This is a genomic window from Limosilactobacillus reuteri subsp. simiae (genome assembly GCF_020784875.1).
Lineage (GTDB): Bacteria > Bacillota > Bacilli > Lactobacillales > Lactobacillaceae > Limosilactobacillus > Limosilactobacillus reuteri_H.
The window spans coordinates 35,241-55,971 of the sequence record NZ_JAJGUI010000007.1 but is presented as its reverse complement, the minus strand read 5'-3'; the positions used below and the strand labels follow the sequence as shown (position 1 = coordinate 55,971).

General features: G+C 39.2%; 19 protein-coding genes and 1 riboswitch. Of the genes, 18 read left to right on the top strand and 1 reads right to left on the bottom strand.

What is annotated here, in order from left to right; translation table 11 throughout:
- Positions 1–8 precede the first annotated feature (8 nt).
- On the top strand, positions 9–1,259 hold the full coding sequence (gene pepT, locus LMC10_RS00965) for a peptidase T (RefSeq protein ID WP_229268688.1): 1,251 nt from the start codon (positions 9–11) through the stop codon (positions 1,257–1,259).
- A gap of 41 nt (positions 1,260–1,300) precedes the next feature.
- Here the strand turns inward: pepT and LMC10_RS00960 are convergent, their stop codons facing one another.
- Entirely contained in the window at positions 1,301–1,543 is a 243-nt protein-coding gene (locus tag LMC10_RS00960; protein ID WP_003668118.1) for a YjzD family protein, read from the bottom strand.
- Positions 1,544–1,625: 82 nt separating this feature from the next.
- Between LMC10_RS00960 and dnaE the strand changes: the two genes are divergently transcribed.
- From dnaE to LMC10_RS00875, 17 genes are all read left to right on the top strand, one after another.
- Positions 1,626–4,973, top strand: coding sequence for a DNA polymerase III subunit alpha (gene dnaE, locus LMC10_RS00955; RefSeq protein WP_229268687.1), 3,348 nt, complete (start codon positions 1,626–1,628; stop codon positions 4,971–4,973).
- A gap of 185 nt (positions 4,974–5,158) precedes the next feature.
- Entirely contained in the window at positions 5,159–6,580 is a 1,422-nt protein-coding gene (gene pyk / locus LMC10_RS00950; protein ID WP_003665875.1) for a pyruvate kinase, read from the top strand.
- A 141-nt stretch (positions 6,581–6,721) separates the two neighbouring features.
- Positions 6,722–7,603: a CvfB family protein gene (locus tag LMC10_RS00945; protein ID WP_229268686.1), complete on the top strand. Its 882-nt coding sequence runs from the start codon at positions 6,722–6,724 to the stop codon at positions 7,601–7,603.
- Positions 7,603–8,496, top strand: a complete 894-nt coding sequence (locus LMC10_RS00940; protein WP_229268685.1) for a tyrosine-type recombinase/integrase — start codon at positions 7,603–7,605, stop codon at positions 8,494–8,496. Before LMC10_RS00945 ends, LMC10_RS00940 begins: the two co-directional genes overlap by 1 nt.
- Positions 8,497–8,509: 13 nt before the next feature.
- On the top strand, positions 8,510–8,866 hold the full coding sequence (locus tag LMC10_RS00935; protein ID WP_229268684.1) for a reductase: 357 nt from the start codon (positions 8,510–8,512) through the stop codon (positions 8,864–8,866).
- A complete protein-coding gene (locus tag LMC10_RS00930; RefSeq protein ID WP_229268683.1) occupies positions 8,859–9,650 on the top strand; it encodes a segregation and condensation protein A in 792 nt (263 codons plus the stop codon). Before LMC10_RS00935 ends, LMC10_RS00930 begins: the two co-directional genes overlap by 8 nt.
- Positions 9,613–10,218 carry an SMC-Scp complex subunit ScpB gene (gene scpB / locus LMC10_RS00925; protein WP_003671046.1) on the top strand — a complete coding sequence of 202 codons (606 nt, stop codon included), beginning with the start codon at positions 9,613–9,615 and terminating at the stop codon, positions 10,216–10,218. The genes LMC10_RS00930 and scpB overlap by 38 nt, the downstream gene beginning before the upstream one ends.
- Positions 10,218–10,934 (top strand): pseudouridine synthase, encoded by a 717-nt coding sequence (locus tag LMC10_RS00920; protein ID WP_229268682.1) that lies wholly within the window; start codon positions 10,218–10,220, stop codon positions 10,932–10,934. The genes scpB and LMC10_RS00920 overlap by 1 nt, the downstream gene beginning before the upstream one ends.
- Before the next feature lie 155 nt (positions 10,935–11,089).
- Positions 11,090–11,209: riboswitch (FMN riboswitch) on the top strand.
- Between the two features lie 117 nt (positions 11,210–11,326).
- A complete protein-coding gene (locus LMC10_RS00915) occupies positions 11,327–11,905 on the top strand; it encodes an ECF transporter S component (protein ID WP_229268681.1) in 579 nt (192 codons plus the stop codon).
- Between the two features lie 102 nt (positions 11,906–12,007).
- Positions 12,008–13,033: a helix-turn-helix domain-containing protein gene (locus LMC10_RS00910; protein WP_229268680.1), complete on the top strand. Its 1,026-nt coding sequence runs from the start codon at positions 12,008–12,010 to the stop codon at positions 13,031–13,033.
- Positions 13,023–14,462: a RecQ family ATP-dependent DNA helicase gene (locus tag LMC10_RS00905; protein WP_229268679.1), complete on the top strand. Its 1,440-nt coding sequence runs from the start codon at positions 13,023–13,025 to the stop codon at positions 14,460–14,462. The genes LMC10_RS00910 and LMC10_RS00905 overlap by 11 nt, the downstream gene beginning before the upstream one ends.
- A gap of 84 nt (positions 14,463–14,546) precedes the next feature.
- Positions 14,547–15,113, top strand: coding sequence for a LysM domain-containing protein (locus LMC10_RS00900; RefSeq protein ID WP_324294033.1), 567 nt, complete (start codon positions 14,547–14,549; stop codon positions 15,111–15,113).
- Between the two features lie 73 nt (positions 15,114–15,186).
- A complete protein-coding gene (cmk, locus tag LMC10_RS00895; RefSeq protein ID WP_229268677.1) occupies positions 15,187–15,873 on the top strand; it encodes a (d)CMP kinase in 687 nt (228 codons plus the stop codon).
- A 72-nt stretch (positions 15,874–15,945) separates the two neighbouring features.
- Complete coding sequence (gene rpsA, locus LMC10_RS00890) at positions 15,946–17,196, top strand: 30S ribosomal protein S1 (RefSeq protein ID WP_229268676.1); 1,251 nt, start codon at positions 15,946–15,948, stop codon at positions 17,194–17,196.
- Positions 17,197–17,424: 228 nt separating this feature from the next.
- A complete protein-coding gene (der, locus tag LMC10_RS00885; protein WP_229268675.1) occupies positions 17,425–18,738 on the top strand; it encodes a ribosome biogenesis GTPase Der in 1,314 nt (437 codons plus the stop codon).
- Between the two features lie 209 nt (positions 18,739–18,947).
- Positions 18,948–19,223: a non-specific DNA-binding protein Hbs gene (locus tag LMC10_RS00880; protein WP_003666054.1), complete on the top strand. Its 276-nt coding sequence runs from the start codon at positions 18,948–18,950 to the stop codon at positions 19,221–19,223.
- Positions 19,224–19,358: 135 nt separating this feature from the next.
- On the top strand, positions 19,359–20,624 hold the full coding sequence (locus LMC10_RS00875; RefSeq protein WP_003674239.1) for a tetratricopeptide repeat protein: 1,266 nt from the start codon (positions 19,359–19,361) through the stop codon (positions 20,622–20,624).
- The last annotated feature ends 107 nt before the right edge of the window (positions 20,625–20,731 follow it).

Sequence of the window (20,731 nt, the reverse complement as noted above, 5' to 3'; positions counted from 1 at the left end):
TGCTAATCATGAGTGAGGAAAAGTATGAGGGATTATTACCACGTTTTTTGAAGTATGTTAAAACTGAAACAAGGTCAAATCCAGATTCAAAAACAATTCCTTCTGATCCTAAGGAAACTGCATTTTTAAATGAATTAAAAGATGAATTGATAGCTTTAGGGTTGAGTGATGTTCATATTAATCCACAAAGTTCATATTTGGTAGCCAAAATTCCAAGTAATATTGACAAGGATGTGCCAACGGTTGGCTTCATTGCCCATATCGACACGGCAGATTTTAATGCTCATAATGTTAATCCACAGATTGTCGAAGATTACGATGGCAAGTCAGATATTAAGCTTGATAAAGATGGCCAATATGTCTTAACTACTACTGAATTTCCATCATTGAAAAAATATCAGGGCAATACTTTAATTACTACTGATGGGTCTACTTTGCTTGGGGCTGATGACAAGTCAGGAGTAGCGGAGATTATTACAATGGTTGCTTACCTGATGGCTCATCCTGAAATCAAGCACGGAACAATTAAGATTGGTTTAGGACCTGATGAGGAAATCGGCACCGGGGCTGATCATTTTGATGTTAAGGATTTTGGGGCCGATTTTGCCTATACGGTTGATGGTGGTCCACTTGGCGAATTGGAATATGAAACATTTAATGCAGCTCAGGCAGAAATTGAGATTCAAGGAAAAGATGTTCACACTGGGGTTGCTAAGGGAACAATGATCAATGCTATTCAGGTTGCAATTGACTTGCAAAATAGCTTGCCAGCACATGATCGCGCAGAACGAACAGATGGACGGCAAGGATTCTATCACTTATACAAGTTTGATGGAACTGTTGATCATGCCTCAATGACATATTTAATTCGTGATCATGATAAGCAAACGTTTATTGAACGGAAGCATTTACTCGAACGGGTTGTTGCTGGCTTAAATGATGAACTTGGTGCAGACTTAGTAACGATGAATCTTTATGACCAATACTACAACTTAAAAGATGCGCTTAAGGATCATATGGAAGTTGTTGAAATCGCGAAGAAAGCTATGGAAAATCTAGACATTAAACCTGATATCTATCCAGTTCGTGGCGGGACGGATGGTTCAACAATTTCTTACAAGGGCTTACCAACTCCTAATCTTTTTGCTGGTGGAGAAAATATGCATTCGCGTTATGAATATGTATCACTGCAAACAATGGAACGCGCATTGGACACCCTGCTTGAGATTGTGCGGTTGACTGCCGAAGAAGATAAATAAATTAAAAAGGATCGAGCCGTTTTGGACTCAATCCTTTTTAATTAATCTTCATTTTTGCTAGGATTTGCATCTGCGGTAATTTTATCCACACAATTGATAACGATTAATCCCATAATTACAGAACACCAGCCGACAAGGGTGTAGTCTGGTGTCATCGATTCTAGTTGACTTGTGATGTAAGCTAGGACCTCACCCAGAATAAGTGCCCAAATACCAGCCACGATATTCTTTGATAAAAAGTTCATGTTGGTCATCCCCTTTGAAGTCATACCATATTCTAGCATATTTATTAATGCTTTTGAAAGGGCTGGGTTAATTTCTCTATTTAGTTTGATTTGATATAATTTTATTGAGAGGTGAAATGAAGTGGATTTTACGCCCTTAGATGTTAAGAGTAGTTATAGTTTGCTAAAAAGTCCCACCCGGATTTCTGACCTAGTTACAACGGCTAAGGAACGAGGGTATAAGGCATTAGCGTTAACAGACGAAAATGTTTTATATGGGGCTGTCGAATTTTATAATGCAGCAAAAAAAGCAGGAATTAAACCCATTCTCGGCTTGCGGCTGGTGGTTGCATTAAATGAGACAGATGGTACCAAGCTAGATTTAGTATTTCTAGCTAAGAATCAACGAGGGTACCAGCATCTGATGGACCTATCGACGCTTCAGCAAACACGAAAAGATAAAAAAGTACCTTTAACGGTTGCGCAAATTAGTCCTTTATTGGATGAATTGTTTATAATTATTCCTCCACAAAGTACGGTTTTTAGTGTGCTTGCTCAGCCAACGTCAATTTTAACTGAACTTGCTAACCTGGGGGATGATGATAGCGTCCTATTAGGAGTCAATTCGCGGCTAGATGACGTTCAAATAGATACCTTGCAACAATTATCAAAACAATTATCTTTACCATTAGTAGGGACGTCTCCAGTTGATTATTTAAATGCTAATGATCTTTTTGCTAGTCGTGTTTTACAAGCAATTGATGCCGGTGTTGAGTTAAAAGATCCGACGATAGAAGCGGGGAGAAGAGGACAACATTATCTCTATTCGAAAGAACAGGTTGTCCAAGATTACAAGGCAAAGGGGCTTAGTGCAGCCGCGCAAAAGACAGTTGAAGTGGCAACGCTGTGCAACGTTGAACTTCAATTTAGGGCCCCGGTCCTTCCTCATTTTAAAAATCAAGCAGGGATATCATCGCAACAATATTTACGTTCCCTATGTATTCAAGGATTGAAAAAAAGACGAGTAGCACCAGGAAAAACTATCCAACAGTACCAAGAACGTTTAGCAATGGAATTAAAAGTAATTCATGAAATGGGCTTTGATGATTATTTCTTAATTGTATGGGATGTAATGAATTTTGCTCACCAGCAAAAGATCACGACCGACCCTGGACGGGGATCAGCTGCGGGATCATTAGTTGCCTATGCTTTAGCAATTACAGAGGTTGATCCTTTGCAATACGACTTATTATTTGAACGCTTTCTGAATCCAGAACGAGCCCAAATGCCCGATATTGACTTAGATATTCCCGATAATCGGCGTGATGAAGTCTTGCAATATGTACATCAAAAATATGGTCACCAACGCGTAGCCCAAATTATTACTTTTGGGACATTAGCTGCTAAACAAGTTGTTCGTGATGTGAGTCGGGTCTTTAACTTACCCCGTTACGATATGCAAAGGTTAATCGATGCATTACCGCATGGCCTTCACGTGACACTCAAAGATGCATTAAAGGAGTCGCAACAATTAAAAAACCTTCTTGACGATAATCCTAAATTTCGTTTGCTGATTCAAGTTGCACAGCAATTAGAGGGATTGCCGCGGCATTATTCAATTCACGCGGCAGGAATTGTCCTTTCTGAGCAGCCACTACATGAAGTTGTACCGTTGCAGGACGGTAGTGATGGCTTGTTAATGACGCAGTTTGCCAAAGACACAGTAGAAGCGCTGGGGCTATTAAAAATGGATTTCTTGGGATTGAAGAACCTTTCAATCATGGATAATACCCTTCAAATGATTCGGCAAGAAGACCCTGCTTTTGATTTGCAAAAAATTAACTTTAATGATCCGTTGACTCTTCAACTGTTCCAGGGAGGAAAAACTGAAGGGATTTTTCAATTTGAATCAAGCGGGATCAGAAATGTATTGGTCAATCTTCACCCAACGAATTTTGAAGACATTGTGGCAGTGAATGCACTTTATCGTCCGGGCCCAATGGAAAATATTCCTCATTTTACCGCCCGCAAAGCTGGAAAAGAGAAAATTATTTATCCTGCTCCTTCACTTGAAAAAATTCTGGGACCAACTTACGGTATTTTGGTCTATCAAGAGCAGGTAATGCAGTTGGCTTCTGTAATGGCCGGCTTTACCTTAGGAGAGGCGGATCTTTTACGTCGGGCAATGAGTAAGAAGAAAAAGGCCACAATGGAGGATATGCGGACAAAATTTATTGCCGGCGCAACAGAACACGGCTATTCATTACAAGTTGCTCACCAAGTATTTGAATATATCGATCACTTTGCTAATTATGGGTTCAATCGTTCGCATGCAGTTGCCTATTCTATGATGGCGTTTGAGATGGCATATTTGAAAGTTCATTACCCTGCAGCTTTTTTTACTGCCCTAATGAATGCAGAAACTAATATTGAGAAATTGAAACGTCACGTGGGGGATGCAAAGCAATTTGGCGTCAAGGTTAGTGGGCCGCGAATCAATATAAGTGAGAGTGGTTTTCTATTACATGATGGGACAGTTTACTTTGGCTTTTCTGCTATTAAAGGAGTACGTCGTGATTTCGTCGCCGCAATTCTTGAAGAACGGCAGGAAAATGGCAAGTTTACAGATCTTCGTAATTTTATTACCCGCATTCCAGAACGTTGGCAAAAGCAAGAATTAATCGAACCATTAATTTATAGTGGGGCCTTTGATAATATGGGGTATAACCGGGCCGAGATGATTAACGCCCTTCCTAAATTAATTTCCGGGATTGAGTTGTTTGCCGGTTTTGCTAATTTTGACGATCCTACGCTCCAAACGGCAATCGACCAACGAAACGAATTCCCTCTGTTGACCCGTTTAACGAAGGAGAATGAATACTTAGGAGTATATCTTTCCGGCCACCCGGTTACTCAATATTACCAATTAGGCCAGCAGCTCCATGCAACTAAAATTGCTGATTTATACCCGAATTCAGAAGCGACAATAATTGTCCTTACAAATCACGTTAAGACTATTTATACTAAACGTGAACATCGGGAAATGGCCTTTGTTAATGGAACAGATGAAACCGGAGCGATTGATATTACCGTCTTTCCCAAACAATATCAGCAGTTCAAAGAGCAACTGGAAACAAATAAGATTTTAATTGTCAGAGGTCGAGTAGAATATCGGGAGGGTCGGGGTCTACAATTAGTTGCTAATCAATTGCAGGATGTTAAAAAAGTTCAACAGGAGCGCCACAATCAACGATGGGTTTTACGAATCTTACCGTCATTAGACACTGAACTGGTGCATCGAGAGTTAAATAATATTTTTAATGAATACCATGGTTCGATTCCTGTCCTGTTGTTTTATCCAGCAAACGATAAGAAGATCCTGCTTGACCAAAAACGATGGTTAAAAAATTCTCAGAAAGTAAAAAAGGAGCTTGTCGCCGTTCTTGGCCAAGAAAACGTTGTCTTACAACAGCTTAATAGCAATCACTGAAAACTATAAAATTAAATAACAGTTAGAAAAAACAACTAATTTTAGAATGATAGCGCTTTTTTAAAACCTTTTGCATAAAAAATAAAGACACGTTATTTGAAAAGTGCTATCATAACAGTGTGCAAATGAGGCATACAATTACAGATTGTGATTGATGCTATAGATGCAAAAGGAGAGATTCATTTATGAAGAAAACCAAGATTGTAAGTACACTTGGTCCTGCAAGTACTGATGTTGATACGATCGTTAAGTTGATCAATGCGGGAGCTAACATTTTCCGTTTCAACTTCTCACACGGTGACCACCCAGAACACTTGGGTCGGATCGAAAACGTACACAAGGCTGAAGAAATTACTGGCAAGCACGTTGGTCTTATGCTTGATACTAAGGGTGCCGAAATTCGGACTACTGTTCAAAAAGAAGGTAAGATCAACTTTGAAATTGGCGACAAGGTTCGCATTTCAATGGATCCTTCAATTGAAGGTACTCATGACAAGATTGCTGTTACCTACCCAGGCTTATACGATGATACTCATGTTGGTGGCCATGTTCTTTTTGATGATGGTTTAATTGACATGGTTATTGATGAAAAAGACGATGCAAACAAGGAACTTGTATGTCACGTCTTAAACCATGGTGTTCTTGGTTCTCGGAAGGGTGTTAACGCCCCTGGTGTATCAATCAACTTACCAGGTATTACTGAAAAGGACAGTAGCGATATTCGTTTTGGTTTGGAAAATAAGATCAACTACATTGCTGCATCCTTCGTTCGTAAGGCTCAAGATGTTCTTGACATTCGTGAATTGCTTAAGGAAAAGAACATGGAAGATGTTCAAATTTTCCCTAAGATTGAATCTCAAGAAGGTATCGACAACTTTGAAGAAATCATTGCTGTTTCTGACGGTTTAATGGTACCTCGTGGTGACATGGGTGTTGAAATTCCTGCTCAAAATGTGCCAATTGTTCAAAAGCACATGATCAAGCGTTGTAACGAATTAGGTAAGCCAGTTATTACTGCTACCCAAATGCTTGACTCAATGCAAGAAAACCCACGTCCAACCCGTGCCGAAGTATCAGACGTTGCTAACGCCGTATTTGACGGTACTGATGCTACTATGCTTTCTGGTGAAAGTGCTAACGGTGACTACCCAGTTGAATCTGTTGCAATGATGAACGACATTGATATCAAGGCTGAAAACCACCTTTGGGAATTCGGTACTGAAAAGTTCGATTGGGACAAGTCTGACGTAACTGAAACTATCGGTTCTGCTGTTGCTAACGCAGCTAAAGACTTAGACATTCACACAATTGTTGCTTACACTGCTTCAGGTTACACTGCTAAGATGATTTCTAAGTACCGTCCTAATGCTGATATCGTTGCATTAACTCCAAACGAACGTGTAGAACGTGGACTTATGATCAACTGGGGTGTTCAACCATACGTTGTTGATGAAATGAAGAACACTGATACAATGTTCGACTTAGCTGCTAAGAAGGCTGTTGAACTCGGCTTTGCTAAGAAGGGCGACAAGATCATCATCGTTGCTGGTGTTCCTTTGGGTGTACCAGGTGCAACTAACATGATGCGTGTTAAGACTATCGACTAATATTTTATAATATTGTCTGCGAAAAGATCGGTCATTAGTAACCGGTCTTTTTTTATACCAATGATAATCATTGATCTTACTAGCAAAATAAGCCTTTACCGTGTAAAATCGATATAGAATAAAAAAGGATAAGTGATAAAAATGAATTCAGCATTAGGAAAAGTTGTTACAGCGGTAATGATTGATGAAAATGATACCGATTATTTTGTTCAACCAGATCGCAATGGGCAAACGTATCGATTACCGAAAAGCGAAAGTCCTCAAGAATTACATATTGGTGGACAGGTACGCGGCTTTGTTTATGAAAATGAGGACCACCAACTACAGATGACCTGTAAGCACATTCCAACGATCCAGGTTGACCATTACGATTATGGTACAGTAGTTAATGTTCGTCGTGATTTAGGGGTTTTTGTTGATATCGGTCTTCCCAATAAGGATATTGTCGTCTCTTTAGATGATTTACCAAGCTTGAAACACTTATGGCCACAGCCAGGTGACCGTTTATTAATGTCCCTTCAAGTTGATGATAAGGACCGTCTATGGGGTAAATTAGCAGATGACCAAATCTATCAAACTATTTCAGCAGCTCCAGATAAACGCTTGCTCAACCATGATACTTATGCCACAGTTTACCGCCTTAAGATGAGTGGAACCTTTGTGATTACTGATGATTATCGTTTAGGATTCATCCATCCAAGTGAACGAGACCAAGAACCGCGATTAGGTCAACGGGTTAAAGCGCGGGTTATTGGGATTTCATCACATGGTAGTCTTAATCTCTCCCTTAAGCCTCGTTCCTACCAAGCTATTGGTGAAGATGCACAAATGATTTTGACAATGTTAGAACATGATATAAATCATCGCTTGCCATACACTGATAAGACGGACCCATCGATCATTCGCGATGTCTTTGGAATAAGCAAGGGGCAGTTTAAACGTGCTATTGGGCATTTGCTTAAAGAGAAATTAGTAAAACAAGAAAACGGTCAATTAATCCTAGTAAAAGAGAATCAAGATTAATGAATAGTGAAGTGGCTGCGTTTTTAGCTTTTTTAAAAGATGAACGACAATTAAGCGATAATACCTTGATGAGTTATCAACGTGACTTAGAACAAACCGTAACTTACTTAGAAAATCGAGGGATTACTAATTGGCAACAAGTAGACCACTATTTGCTAATTGACCTCCTTAATAGTCTTCGTCAGCAGGGGAAAGCTAATTCAACAATTAACCGTGTGATTTCAAGTTTACGGCAATTTTATAAATACATGATCCGTCACCATAATTTGACCATTAATCCAATGGAAATGATTGATCACCAGTATACTTTCAACCAACCACCTGTACCGGTAATTTTAACTGAAAAAGAAATTGAACAACTACTGGCAGTTCCGGATGTTTCAACCCCCATCGGCCTTCGTGATCGAGCATTATTAGAGATTATGGATGCAACGGGAATGAGGGTTAGTGAAGTAATTGCCTTGGATCTGACAGCACTTCATCTCGATGTTAAGCTTCTACAACTAACGGGAAAGAATGAACGTGAGCGGATGATTCCCTTAAGTCAACCAGCAGTCAAGTGGCTTACCGGTTACCTAGACCACGGTCGGCCACGTTTGCTCAGAGATGATCACGAAACGCGGGTGTTCTTAAATGCTCATGGTTATCCTTTAACGCGGCAAGGAATTTGGAAAAAAATGAAGGAATGGGTCAGTGAGGCTAAAATCAAAAAAGAAGTTACTCCTCAAACTATGCGTTATTCTTTTGCTGTTCATTTAATAGAAAATGGCGCCGATGTTCAATTAATCCAAGAAATTCTTGGTTATAACGCGATGAAGGCTCTCCAACCATATTTACAGGTCTCGCCGCAACAGTTATCCGCTAACTATATGAAATATCATCCTCGTGCATAGAAAGGAAAATACGATGTTAGTTCGTTATCGAAAAGATTACCAAAAAATCGCCCTAGGTTTATTGTCCTTAGTAAAAGACCTTCGAAAAGATAATCGCTTTATGGAGGAGATGGACTGGGCACTTGCTAATGATTGGCCAATCTTTTTGTGGAAAGACATGGATGATAGTCACTTTATTGGAATTGTGATGATAGAAATAGGGGATTGTTACGTGCTGGTTCGCCGCTTATCGTTTACACCAAGCGAACGAACGGGGCATAATATTTTTTCTTTATTAGATGGCGTTCACGATCAATATCCTCATAAACGCCTCATGGGAACCTTAGCAACCCAACCAATAATTAGCATGTGGGAGAGAAATAATGAATAAGCAAGTGCAACCACAAAATCCATTTCAACCGGTCATAAAGGTTCATGACTTTGAAGGGCCACTAGATTTATTGCTTCATTTAATAAAGCAATCTGAAATGGATATTTATGATATTCAGATTTCGCAAATTACAAGCCAATATCTTGATTACCTTCACCAGATGCAAAGCCACCAATTAGAAGTCGCGGGTGAATATTTTGTAATGGCTGCGACTCTGATGGACATTAAAAGTCAGATGCTGTTACCTTCGTCGCCAGTATTGGATGATAAACTAGAAGTAGAGGAGATTGATCCCCGACAAGAATTAGTGGAACAGCTTTTGGAATATCAGCGTTATAAAAAAGCGGCAGATCGGTTAAAAGATAAAGAAAATCTGCGTCAACAGGAGTATACTCGGCCGGCAATGCAGGTTCCTCGTGAAATGGTAAAATCTCATGTGGAACCGGGCATCAAATTAACGGATTTGCAACAAGCTTTTGCAGCCGTTCTTCGCCGCCAACAATTAGCTACTCCATTAGTTGAAACTGTTGCAGCTGAAAAAGTAAGCGTTGGTCAACAAATGAACCACGTGATTGAAATTATTCATGATGGTCCGGTTAGGTTTGAAGACTTGTTTGAAGATTTACATACTCGTGATGGCTTAGTTACAACTTTTTTAGCAATTCTTGAACTGGCAAAGCATCAAGCGATTGTTATTAACCAAGGTGGCTTATTTGAACCAATAATTTTAGCGGAGGGACCTAAGAGTGACGAATACGAAACTAACCAACCAAGCGCAGATTGAAGGATTACTTTTTATTAGTGGGGATGAAGGAATTACCCTAGGCGATTTAGCAAAAATTTCTGGTTTTATGAAACCGGCTGTTCTAACAATATTACAAGAGCTAAAAAAGAAGTATGAAGATGATCCCACGTCTGCTTTTATCTTGCTTGAAAGTGATCAGACCTATCGTTTAGCAACCAAGCCTCAGTTAGCAGAGGTCATTAAACATTACTTTGAAGTCCCGTTAACGGTACCATTGACTAAAGCATTATTAGAAGTATTGGCCATTGTTGCTTATCGGCAACCAATTACGCGGCTAGAAATTGATGATATTCGGGGAGTACAAAGTTCAGGATCATTACAAAAATTAATGGTTCGTGGTTTAGTTGACACTCATGGACGTTTGGATGCACCGGGCCGTCCATTTTTATATTCAACAACCCCAGCCTTCTTAAACTATTTCGGTTTAAGCGATTTAGATGAACTCCCACCGTTACCCGATCAAGACGAATTAGAAATGAGCAATATTAATGGAGATATTTTCCTTGAAGCATTACAGGCGCGAGAAGAACGAAAGGACGATAATTAATGGAACGATTACAAAAGGCAATGGCGGAAGCGGGAGTAGCTTCTCGTCGGGCATCAGAAAAACTTATCCTTCAAGGGAAAGTTGCAGTTAATGGCAAGATTGTGACTGAACTTGGCACTAAAGTTGGCGTTCACGATGAGATTGTAGTAAATGGTGTTCCAATCCATCACGAACAGCACGTTTACTACTTGTTAAATAAACCGCGGGGCGTTATCTCAAGTGCTCATGATGATAAAGGCCGTCGAACAGTGGTTGATATTATTTATGATGCTGAGATTGATGAACGCATTTATCCAGTTGGCCGATTGGACTATGATACAACTGGAATTCTTCTTCTAACAAATGATGGTGCTTTAGCAAATAAACTGATGCATCCTAAATATGAAGTTGAAAAAACCTATGTTGCTAAGGTTGAAGGAATCGTCAAAAATGATGAGTTAAAACAATTACGTTTAGGGGTAGTCATCGATGGTCGAAAGACAAAACCGGCTAAATCGAAGCTCTTGAATGTTGACCGTGCCAAGAAGACAAGCCTTGTTCAATTAACAATCCACGAAGGACGAAACCACCAAGTTAAGAATATGTTTAAGGCAGTAGGACATCCGGTGACTAAACTTCATCGTGAAACATATGGACCATTAAATTTATATGGTCTTCAGCCAGGTGAATTTCGCGCATTAAAGCCTGAAGAGGTGCAGTTATTAAAGAAAAAGTAAAATTGAATTTGTGAAATAATCCGAGGACGCACTGAGGGGGCAGAAGATACCTGGTTTTACGGAAAACTACGGAATAACACGGAAAAAGAGCCAAGCTATAAACGTTGACATGACAGTAAAAGCCTATTAGAATAGGAATTGTAAAAATATAAAACGTTTGTCTTCAAGGCGTGGTGAAATTCCCGACCGGCGGTGACAGCCCGCAACCCATTGTTAATGGTTGATCTGGTGTAATTCCAGAGCCGACAGTACAGTCTGGTATAAAGAAGATTTCTGTATTAAATAATCTTTAAATAGTTTATTTGCGTTGCTGACAAACAAATGGTAAGTCAGCAACGCTTTTTTAATACAGGATGCCAAATGGAGACAATCTCAGATGGAGGTTGTTATTAATGACAGTAACGCATCAACGTATTCAACGATTGGTAGGCATAGCCAGTTTGGGTGCCTTAGCATTTATTTTAATGTTTTTTGAGTTTCCGGTTTTGCCGATGGCGCCCTACCTTAAACTGGACTTTTCTGATGTCCCTGTTTTGCTGGGGGGCTATATCTATGGGCCAGTTGGCGGAATTATTATCGCTGCAATTAAATGCTTAATTCACGGAATGATTCATGGCTTTTCGCCAGCTGAATTAATCGGGGTTGCCAGCGACTTTATTTCATCCCTCGCTCTTCTGCTTCCGTTCTGCTGGGTATGGCGTCATCATAACTGGAGTATTAAAAGACAAGCTATTATCGGAATTGCTTTAGGAACCGTAACGTTGACTATTTTAATGTCTCTGCTTAATTTGTGGATCCTTACCCCTTTATATATGGCAGTTTGGAACTGGAAGTCAACTTTGCCCGTATCTCAATTAGTAGCGATTGGTGTGTTGCCTTTTAACATTATTAAAGGTTTGGTTGTTACAATTGTATATGTAATTATCGCGGGTCGGTTGCGTCCATGGCTAGACCAGCATAGAATGATTTAAAAAGATGAATTAAGAGAGGCTGAGATTTTTCTTGGCCTTTTATTTTTTATGGTAGAATTTTTAAATAAATTACGTATATAAATATATAGGGGGGTGAAATCCGTGAATAAATTATTGCGTTTTTTTAGCTATCACCAGCCACGACGAATTCGTGTAATTGAAAACACTCTGCGAAGTCGGCGAACAGTCGCAACTCTCTTTTGGGCTCGACAGTATGGAATCTTAGAGTGGCTAGGAGCGGACCGCGCAATGAATCGTCAAGAATATGATCAGCTTATTAATCAACTTGTTGCTGATAAATTATTAGCGATTAATGATCAATCCCAAGCAATTCTTACAGAAGAAGGCGCGAAAGTTTTAAAAAACGAAGAAGAAACTTTCTATATCCCATCTTTTTATGACTGGTACTGGTTAACCAATACTCAACGAATAATCCAACGACTTTTTTTGGCTATTCAGGTCGTATCAGAGTTCTCACATCACCAAAGAAAATATGTTCCATTGACAATTTCATATAGTGAAATGGTTGCTGTGAAGCAGTGGTTTCGGCAAAATTATCATCACGATCTGGTTAAAAATCTCTATACTGATCTCCATCGATTTGGCAGTGCTTTGGAAAGTGAAGATCCACGAATGACAACGGACCTTTTTAATGTCATGATTGGTTATCAGCGATCAGGATGGACAATTAATCAAGCAGCTCAAGAATTGAAAATAAAGATCGATGATATCCAGTACTTACGTCATGACGAGATGTTAGCAATTAGCGCTTATGCTCGTAATTTTCCTGGTCCTCTACAACAACTGCTTCTTCCACTGATCAATGAGAGTCCATTAAACCGGAGTGCTCAAGTAACGTTTGACTTGTATACCCAAGGGGAGCCAATTGAACTAATTGCTCAAGAGCGCCATTTGAAAGAAAATACGATTAAGGAGCATCTCTTAGAAGCAGCAATCCTTATTCCTGACAAGCTAGATTGGGATATTCTTTTGCCAGAGAGTAAGCGTGACGAACTTAGTCGATTTTATAAGGGCGAACCGACCGCATGGAAATTTGATGAGCAAATTGCCAGTTTTTATGAATATCGCCTATATCAAATATTTCAAGGAATAACAAATGAAAAATAAGCAAGAAATTCTAGATGTTTTACAAAATCATTTTGGCTTTAATGATTTTCGTCCAGGCCAAGAAGAAACAATTAATGCCTTGCTGGAAGGAAAAGATACTTTATCAATTCTTCCCACTGGCGCCGGAAAATCCCTTTTATATCAATTGCCAGCTTATTTATTGTCAGGAACGATCCTCATTGTTTCACCGTTGATTTCACTAATGCAGGATCAAGTTGACCGTCTTCATCGCCAGGGAGAAAAGCGAGTCATTATGTTAAGCGGCCAGCTTGTCGGAAAAGAGCGAGTAAGTGTCCTCCGCAATTTGAAATCATTTAAATTTATATTTACTTCTCCAGAAATGCTTGATAACCAGCAAGTTTTAACTGCACTTAAGAAAAATAAGATTGCGTTAATGGTTATTGATGAGGCCCATTGTATCTCACAGTGGGGCCCTGATTTTCGTCCTGAATATTTATTGTTAAAGGAAGTGCGGCAGCAATTAGGATCGCCGACAACATTGCTGTTGACGGCAACTGCTACTCCCCGTATTCGACAGGATATTTTGAAAAAAATGGGGATGACGACTGTCTATCAGGTAATTAAATCTGTTGACCGTCCTAACATTTTTTTAGCCGTTCAGTCCATCGCCACTCAAAAGGAAAAAGATGGTGAACTTCTGAAACTAGTTCAAAAATTTACTGGTCCCGGGATTATTTACTTTGCAAGTCGCAAGCTGGCTTCGCAGATGGCAGAATGGCTTGAAAACCAAACTGATTTAAATGTGGCAGCTTACCATGCTGGTGTTGCTCCAATTGAACGATTTCGAATTCAAAATCAATTTATGAATAATGAATTACAGGTAATTTGTGCAACGAGTGCTTTTGGGATGGGAATTGATAAAAATGATATTCGTTACGTTATTCATTATCATTTACCAAGTAATTTAGAAAATTATTTACAGGAAATCGGTCGGGCTGGGCGTGATGGCAAGCAGAGTTTGGCAGTTCTTCTATATGCAAATGGCGATGAAATGATTCAGCGACAATTAACAAGCATTGATCTTCCACCAGTTACAATTTTAGAGCAGATTAAGAATAGCAAGTTGTCAGCAAGTGTTTTGGGGGAGCAAGCGTCTTTATTTGAGTTTTATCTTGAACATTCTTTTACGCCTCAGCAAATAATTACGATGTTTGAGCGGCGCAAAATTCAAACAGAAAAAGAATTGCAAGAAATGGTTGCTTATATCAAAGAGGACGGTTGTAAAAGAGAATATCTTTTAACATACTTTGGTGAGCAATTTGACGGTTCGAATGAATTTTGTTGTGATTATGAGCTTTCAGATTGGGCAACTAAACTGATTTTGCCGGTCAGTCAGCCGCTTTCTGAAAACAATAAAGTAGGATGGGAAGACCGCTTAAAGGGCCTGTTAAATATTACCGAAAATTAAAGTTTAGTGTTGTTGCTAGACAATCATCAAAAGTTTGCGATACAATCAGAATGTTAATTCTCAAAATAAGGAGGCATGATTACTTTGAGTGAGGAACGGAAAGAGAGCCGACGAGCTAATGATGAATTATGGGATAAAAAGTTTACAGATAACGAAGATCTTGATAGTGATGGCCATTTGTCACGAACGGAACACCGTAAGCAACGATCGCATAATTCAATGATTACTACGATCTTAATCGTGTTAATTATTGTTCTCGCCGCTACACCACTTATTTATTGGATTAATAATAAACAGTCCTTTAATCATCCAGTGAGAACTGAACAAGTAGCTACTAGTTCTGAAAATAGTAAAAAAAAAGAATCTCACAGTTCGAGTACCTCTAGTGAGCATTCAAAGAAGGAATCTAGTGTAAGCAGTAGTGAATCCGCTTCAAGTATTGAGGAGTCAAGTTCGACGCAAACCAGCCAAAGTTATAGTGCTCCGCAAAGCAGTAGTAGCTATTATCGATATAGTAGTAGTTATCGTTACAGTAATAGGTATCAAAACCGGACTACTCCTAATCGCTACAATAGTTATCAGCAGCGTTATAACAATAACCAAACCTATAATCGCTATAATAATACAGAAAATACAAACCGTTATCGTTAAAAACAGAGTATTAGCAGCAATTTTCTGATAAAGTAGTGTATTGGATTGAAAATAGAGGAGTGAATAACTAATAATGTGTAAGAGATTGCAAGTAGCAATTGATGGTCCGGCCTCAGCAGGAAAGAGTACGGTCGCCAAATTAGTAGCAAAAAAGTTTAATTATGTCTATTGTGATACCGGAGCAATGTACCGAGCTGTTACATTAGCAGCATTAAACCAAGGCATTGATCCCAAAGATGATAAAAAGGTTGCTGAAATTGCTCGGCAAATAAAAATTGATTTTGAACCTGGTGAAACTGAACAAAGAGTTTTCTTGGATGGTAAAGAGGTAACTCATGATATTCGGTTGCCGAAAGTAGCAGCAAATGTATCTGCTGTGGCGGCAGTTCCAGCTGTTCGCGAAGAGATGACTAAGCAACAGCGGCAAATTGCTGAAAGTGGTGGAATTGTAATGGATGGACGGGATATTGGTACAACTGTTTTACCACAAGCACCCGTAAAGATATTCATGGTAGCGAGTGCCTATGAACGGGCGCGACGGCGATACGCTGAAAACCAGGCAAAAGGGATTAATACAACATCGCTTGAAGAATTACAAAAAGCAATTGAATTAAGGGATAAAAAAGACTCAACGCGAAAAGTTTCACCTCTTACACAAGCGCCTGATGCAATCAAATTGGATACAACAAATATGACAATTGATGAAGTTGTGAGTGAAATCAGTAAAATAATTAAAAAAACACAAGATGAATTAGCCTAAATACTGGAAATGTGAAACAAATTTTAGTAAAATATCTTTTAGAGTTGATTGTTGCAAGGAGGATTTTTTTTAATGGCTGAAAACAACGAAAATAAAAACGATATGTTAGAAGCGCTTGATAGCATTGAACAAGTTAAGGTGGGCGATGTTGTCAAGGGTGAAGTTTTGGCAATCGATGACGATCGTCAAGCTATCGTTGGTATTAAAGATGCAGGGGTTGAAGGTGTCGTCCCTGCTAAGGAATTATCAACCAAGCCAGTTGAAGACATCAATGATGCTGTAAAAGTAGGTGACGAATTAGACTTAGTTGTCATTTCTAAGATCGGTAACGATAAGGAAAATGGTAGCTACCTTCTTTCTCACCGTCGTCTTGAAGCCCGTAAGGTATGGGATGACATTCAAAAGAAATTTGATGAAGGTGAACACATTACCGCCAAAGTCACTCAAGCTGTTAAGGGTGGATTAGTCGTTGATGCTGGAGTTCGTGGCTTCGTCCCTGCTTCAATGATTACTGATCACTATGTTGAAGACCTTAATCAATTTAAGGGTCAAGAACTTGAATTCAAGATTGTTGAAATCGAACCAAGCGAAAACCGTTTGATTCTTTCACACAAGGAAATTATTCAAGCTCAACACGAAAAGGCTGCTGAAAAGGTATTTGCTGAATTACAACCAGGTGATGTTGTTGAAGGTAAAGTTGCACGGATGACTAACTTCGGTGCATTTATTGACCTTGGCGGCGTTGATGGATTGGTTCACGTTTCTGAAATTTCATACGATCACGTTGACAAGCCTTCTGATGTTTTGACTGCTGGTCAAGATGTTAAGGTTAAGGTATTAAGCGTTGACCCTGAACGTGAACGGATTTCATTATCCATTAAGCAAACTTTACCAGGACCATGGGATGATATTGAAGAAAAGGCTCCAGTAGACAGCGTATTAACTGGTACTGTTAAGCGCTTGACTAGCTTTGGTGCTTTCGTTGAAGTATTCCCTGGTGTTGAAGGTTTAGTTCACATTTCACAAATCTCACACAAGCACATTGCTACACCTGCAGATGTTCTTAAGCCAGGTCAAGAAGTACAAGTTAAGGTAATCAATGTTGATCCTGAACACCAACGTCTTGGCTTATCAATGAAGGCTCTTGAAGAACGTCCAAAGGAAGAAGAAAACAACAATAACAACGGTGAAAACTACCGTGGTCGTCGTCGTTCACGTCGTAACAATAACAACCGGAGCTTCATGAACAACGCTCCAGAAGAAGAAAGTGGCTTCTCAATGGGTGACTTAATTGGTGACAAGCTTAAGGACCTACGGAACTAGTTTCTTAAATTAATTATCTTTTAAGGGGAGGCTGGGAATTAACTCAGTCTCTTTACTTTTTAAAGGTATTTATACAGTAGCGCGGTAGCTGGCTGGATTCCGAACATTGATAAATCAACGTCCGGAATGCCTAGCCATCCTCGCGGGGGTGGGAAGACGAAGTCGCAAGCGACTTCTTTCCCACTCCCTCTTTAATTATTTAAAATAAAATGAAAGAAGGTGGAAAGATTGGCAAATCCAATCGTAGCAGTTGTTGGTCGTCCAAACGTTGGAAAATCAACATTATTCAATCGTATTGCAGGAGAACGGATTTCAATTGTTGAAGATACTCCTGGAGTTACTCGAGATCGTATTTATGCTCATGCTGAATGGTTAGGAAAACATTTTAGCATGATTGATACTGGTGGGATTGAAATATCAGATCAACCATTATTGACACAGATTCGCCAACAAGCAGAAGTTGCTATTGATGAAGCGGATGTAATAATCTTCGTTGCCGATGTAGAAAATGGTGTAACTGATGCTGATGAACAAGTAGCACGAATTTTATATCGCTCCAATAAACCAGTGGTCTTAGCTGTTAATAAAGTCGATAATCCAGAACGGCGTAGTGATATTTATGATTACTATTCCCTTGGTTTGGGTGAACCGTATGCAGTTTCAAGTGTTCACGGTATTGGAATGGGTGATCTTTTAGATGCTGTTATTAAAGAGTTTCCTGATAACGCCGCTAATGATGAAGATGACTCCATTCACTTTAGTTTTATCGGGCGTCCTAATGTGGGGAAATCATCACTAGTTAATGCAATTTTAGGTGAGAACCGGGTAATTGTATCTAACGTTGCCGGAACTACCCGTGATGCCATTAATACTCAATTTGAAACAGCAGATGGACAAAAATTCACAATGGTTGATACTGCTGGAATCCGCAAAAAAGGAAAAATTTATGAGAACACTGAGCGTTATTCATTGATGCGTTCCATGCGGGCAATTGATGATAGTAATGTTGTACTTGTGGTCCTAAATGCAGAAGAAGGTATTCGTGAATTAGATAAGCACATTGCTGGATATGCTCATGAAGCAGGATGTGGGGTTATCATCGTCGTTAATAAGTGGGATACATTAAAAGAAAAAGACCACCGAACGATGACAGATTTTACTAATCTGATTCGGCAAGAATTCCAGTACCTCAGTTATGCACCAATTATTTTTGTTTCGGCGAAGACAAAGCAACGGTTAAATCAATTACCAGGATTGATCGAAGAAGTATATCAACATCACCGCCAACGGATCCAATCGGCAGTCTTAAATGATGTTTTAATGGATGCAATTGCTGCCAATCCGACTCCAACACAAAATGGTCGGCGTTTGCGAGTATACTATGGGACACAAGTTGCAACCGAACCACCAACATTTGTTATCTTTGTTAATGATCCAGAGTTAATGCACTTCTCCTATGAGCGTTATTTGGAAAATCAAATTCGGAAGGCCTTTGACTTTTCTGGTACACCGATCCATTTAATCAAGCGTCAACGGCAGTAAAAGTTAAAGAATTCATTGTAAAATGAAAAAACATTAAAAATGCGGCTAGAAGTTGAGAAAACCGCTTGTCAGCAGGCTTTCACTATGCTAATCTTAACAATGAAATGATACGAACTTCTCGTAGTTATTTCGTTAATTTTGGACCACTCAAAATTAACATTCACAGACGTGAGTTTAACACTCTCGTTATTTGTGGGAGGTGAAACAACATGGCAAACAAAGCAGAATTAGTAAGCAATGTTGCTACTGCAACTGGCTTAACCAAGAAGGATGCTACTGCAGCTGTAGATGCTGTTTTCAGTTCAATTCAAGCATCTTTAGCTAAGGGTGAAAAGGTTCAATTGATCGGCTTCGGTAACTTCGAAGTACGTCAACGTGCTGCACGTAAGGGCCGCAACCCACAAACTGGAGAAGAAATCAACATTCCTGCAAGCAAGGTACCAGCATTCAAGCCTGGTAAAGCTTTAAAGGACGCTGTTAAGTAATTAACAGTTAAATGTTAAAAAGAGACTAGGAAAGAATTTATTCTTCCCAGTCTCTTTTCTTTTTAAAGGCCTGTTCAATGCTTAAAATCATCGATTGTGATATATTTAAAAGTGATAGTAAAAGGAGGGCATAATATGACCTACTCAGAACAAATGCTTGATCAATTAGAAGCAGGAAAATTAAAAGAAGCCCAAAACTCATTTAAGCTCGCACTAATTAATGATGATGATGATATGTTATTTAGCCTTGCGGAGGAATTGTATGCATTGGGCTTTCTTCAACAGGCACGAACGATTTACTTAAAATTATTAGATCGTTATCCAGATGAAGACGAATTAAAGACTAATTTAGCAACGATTGCAATTGATGAAGGACATAATGACGAAGCTTTATCATACTTAGCCCAGATTAAACCAGACTCGCCAGCTTATGTTCAATCATTACTGGTTGCCGCGGATTTATATCAGACTGAAGAAGAATTTGAAGTGACGGAAGAAAAGTTAAAAGAAGCTTACGCGTTGGCTCCCGATGAACCAGCTGTTGAATTTGCGCTTGGTGAATTTTACTTTATGGTTGGCCAATATTCTGAAGCAATCCAATATTACTTCCAACTAATTAAAAATGGGTATACTGACTTTGCGAAAGTTGATATCGCTGGACGTCTAGGTATCTGTTACGCTCAGAGCGGTCAGTTTAAGAAGGCTTTAGGATACTTCAATCAGGTTAAACCGGAATATCAGACTAGTGATATTCGTTTCCAAAAGGGGCTGACCCAACTTCAATTAGGAGATACTGAAAAGGCAATCAAAACTTTAGAGGATCTTATCAATGATGATAACCAATATGCGTCTGCTTATCCTGAACTAGCAAAGGCATATGAAAAGGAAAATAAGTATCAGCAGGCATTACGAGTTGTCCAAGAAGGGCTCAGTGTTGATCAATACAATGAATACCTTTATTCATTAGCAGCTGAAATTACCAGCCACCTTGGCGACCAAAAGTTAATGAAGAAATACTTGGTAAAAGCACATGAACTTGCTCCAGAGAATATGACGATTACTTTACAATATAGTAATTTCTTGCTTCACCAACACGATGATGAGGCAAATATTAAGCTCCTGAGTCCATTGGTAAAAGAAGATGAAACAGATCCACAATTATATTGGAATCTAGCGCGGTCATATCAACGAACTGATCAGCTTGAATTAGCCGGAAAATATTATGAAGCTGCTTTGCCGGCATACAGTGAAAATCCAACATTCTTAAAAGAATTAATTAATTACTACCGCGAAACTGGTGAAACTGATAAGTTAATGGATGAATTGGAACACTATCTCCGGTTAGTCCCAACAGACACTGAAATGCAAGACCTTTATGACCAATATGAAGATTACAAATAATTTTTAATTTAAATGAGACAGGAAACGTTAACGATTTTAGCCGTTCTTTACGCTTTCTGTCTCTTTTTAGTAGTAACTTAATTTGTTATAATCAACTTTGATTATCA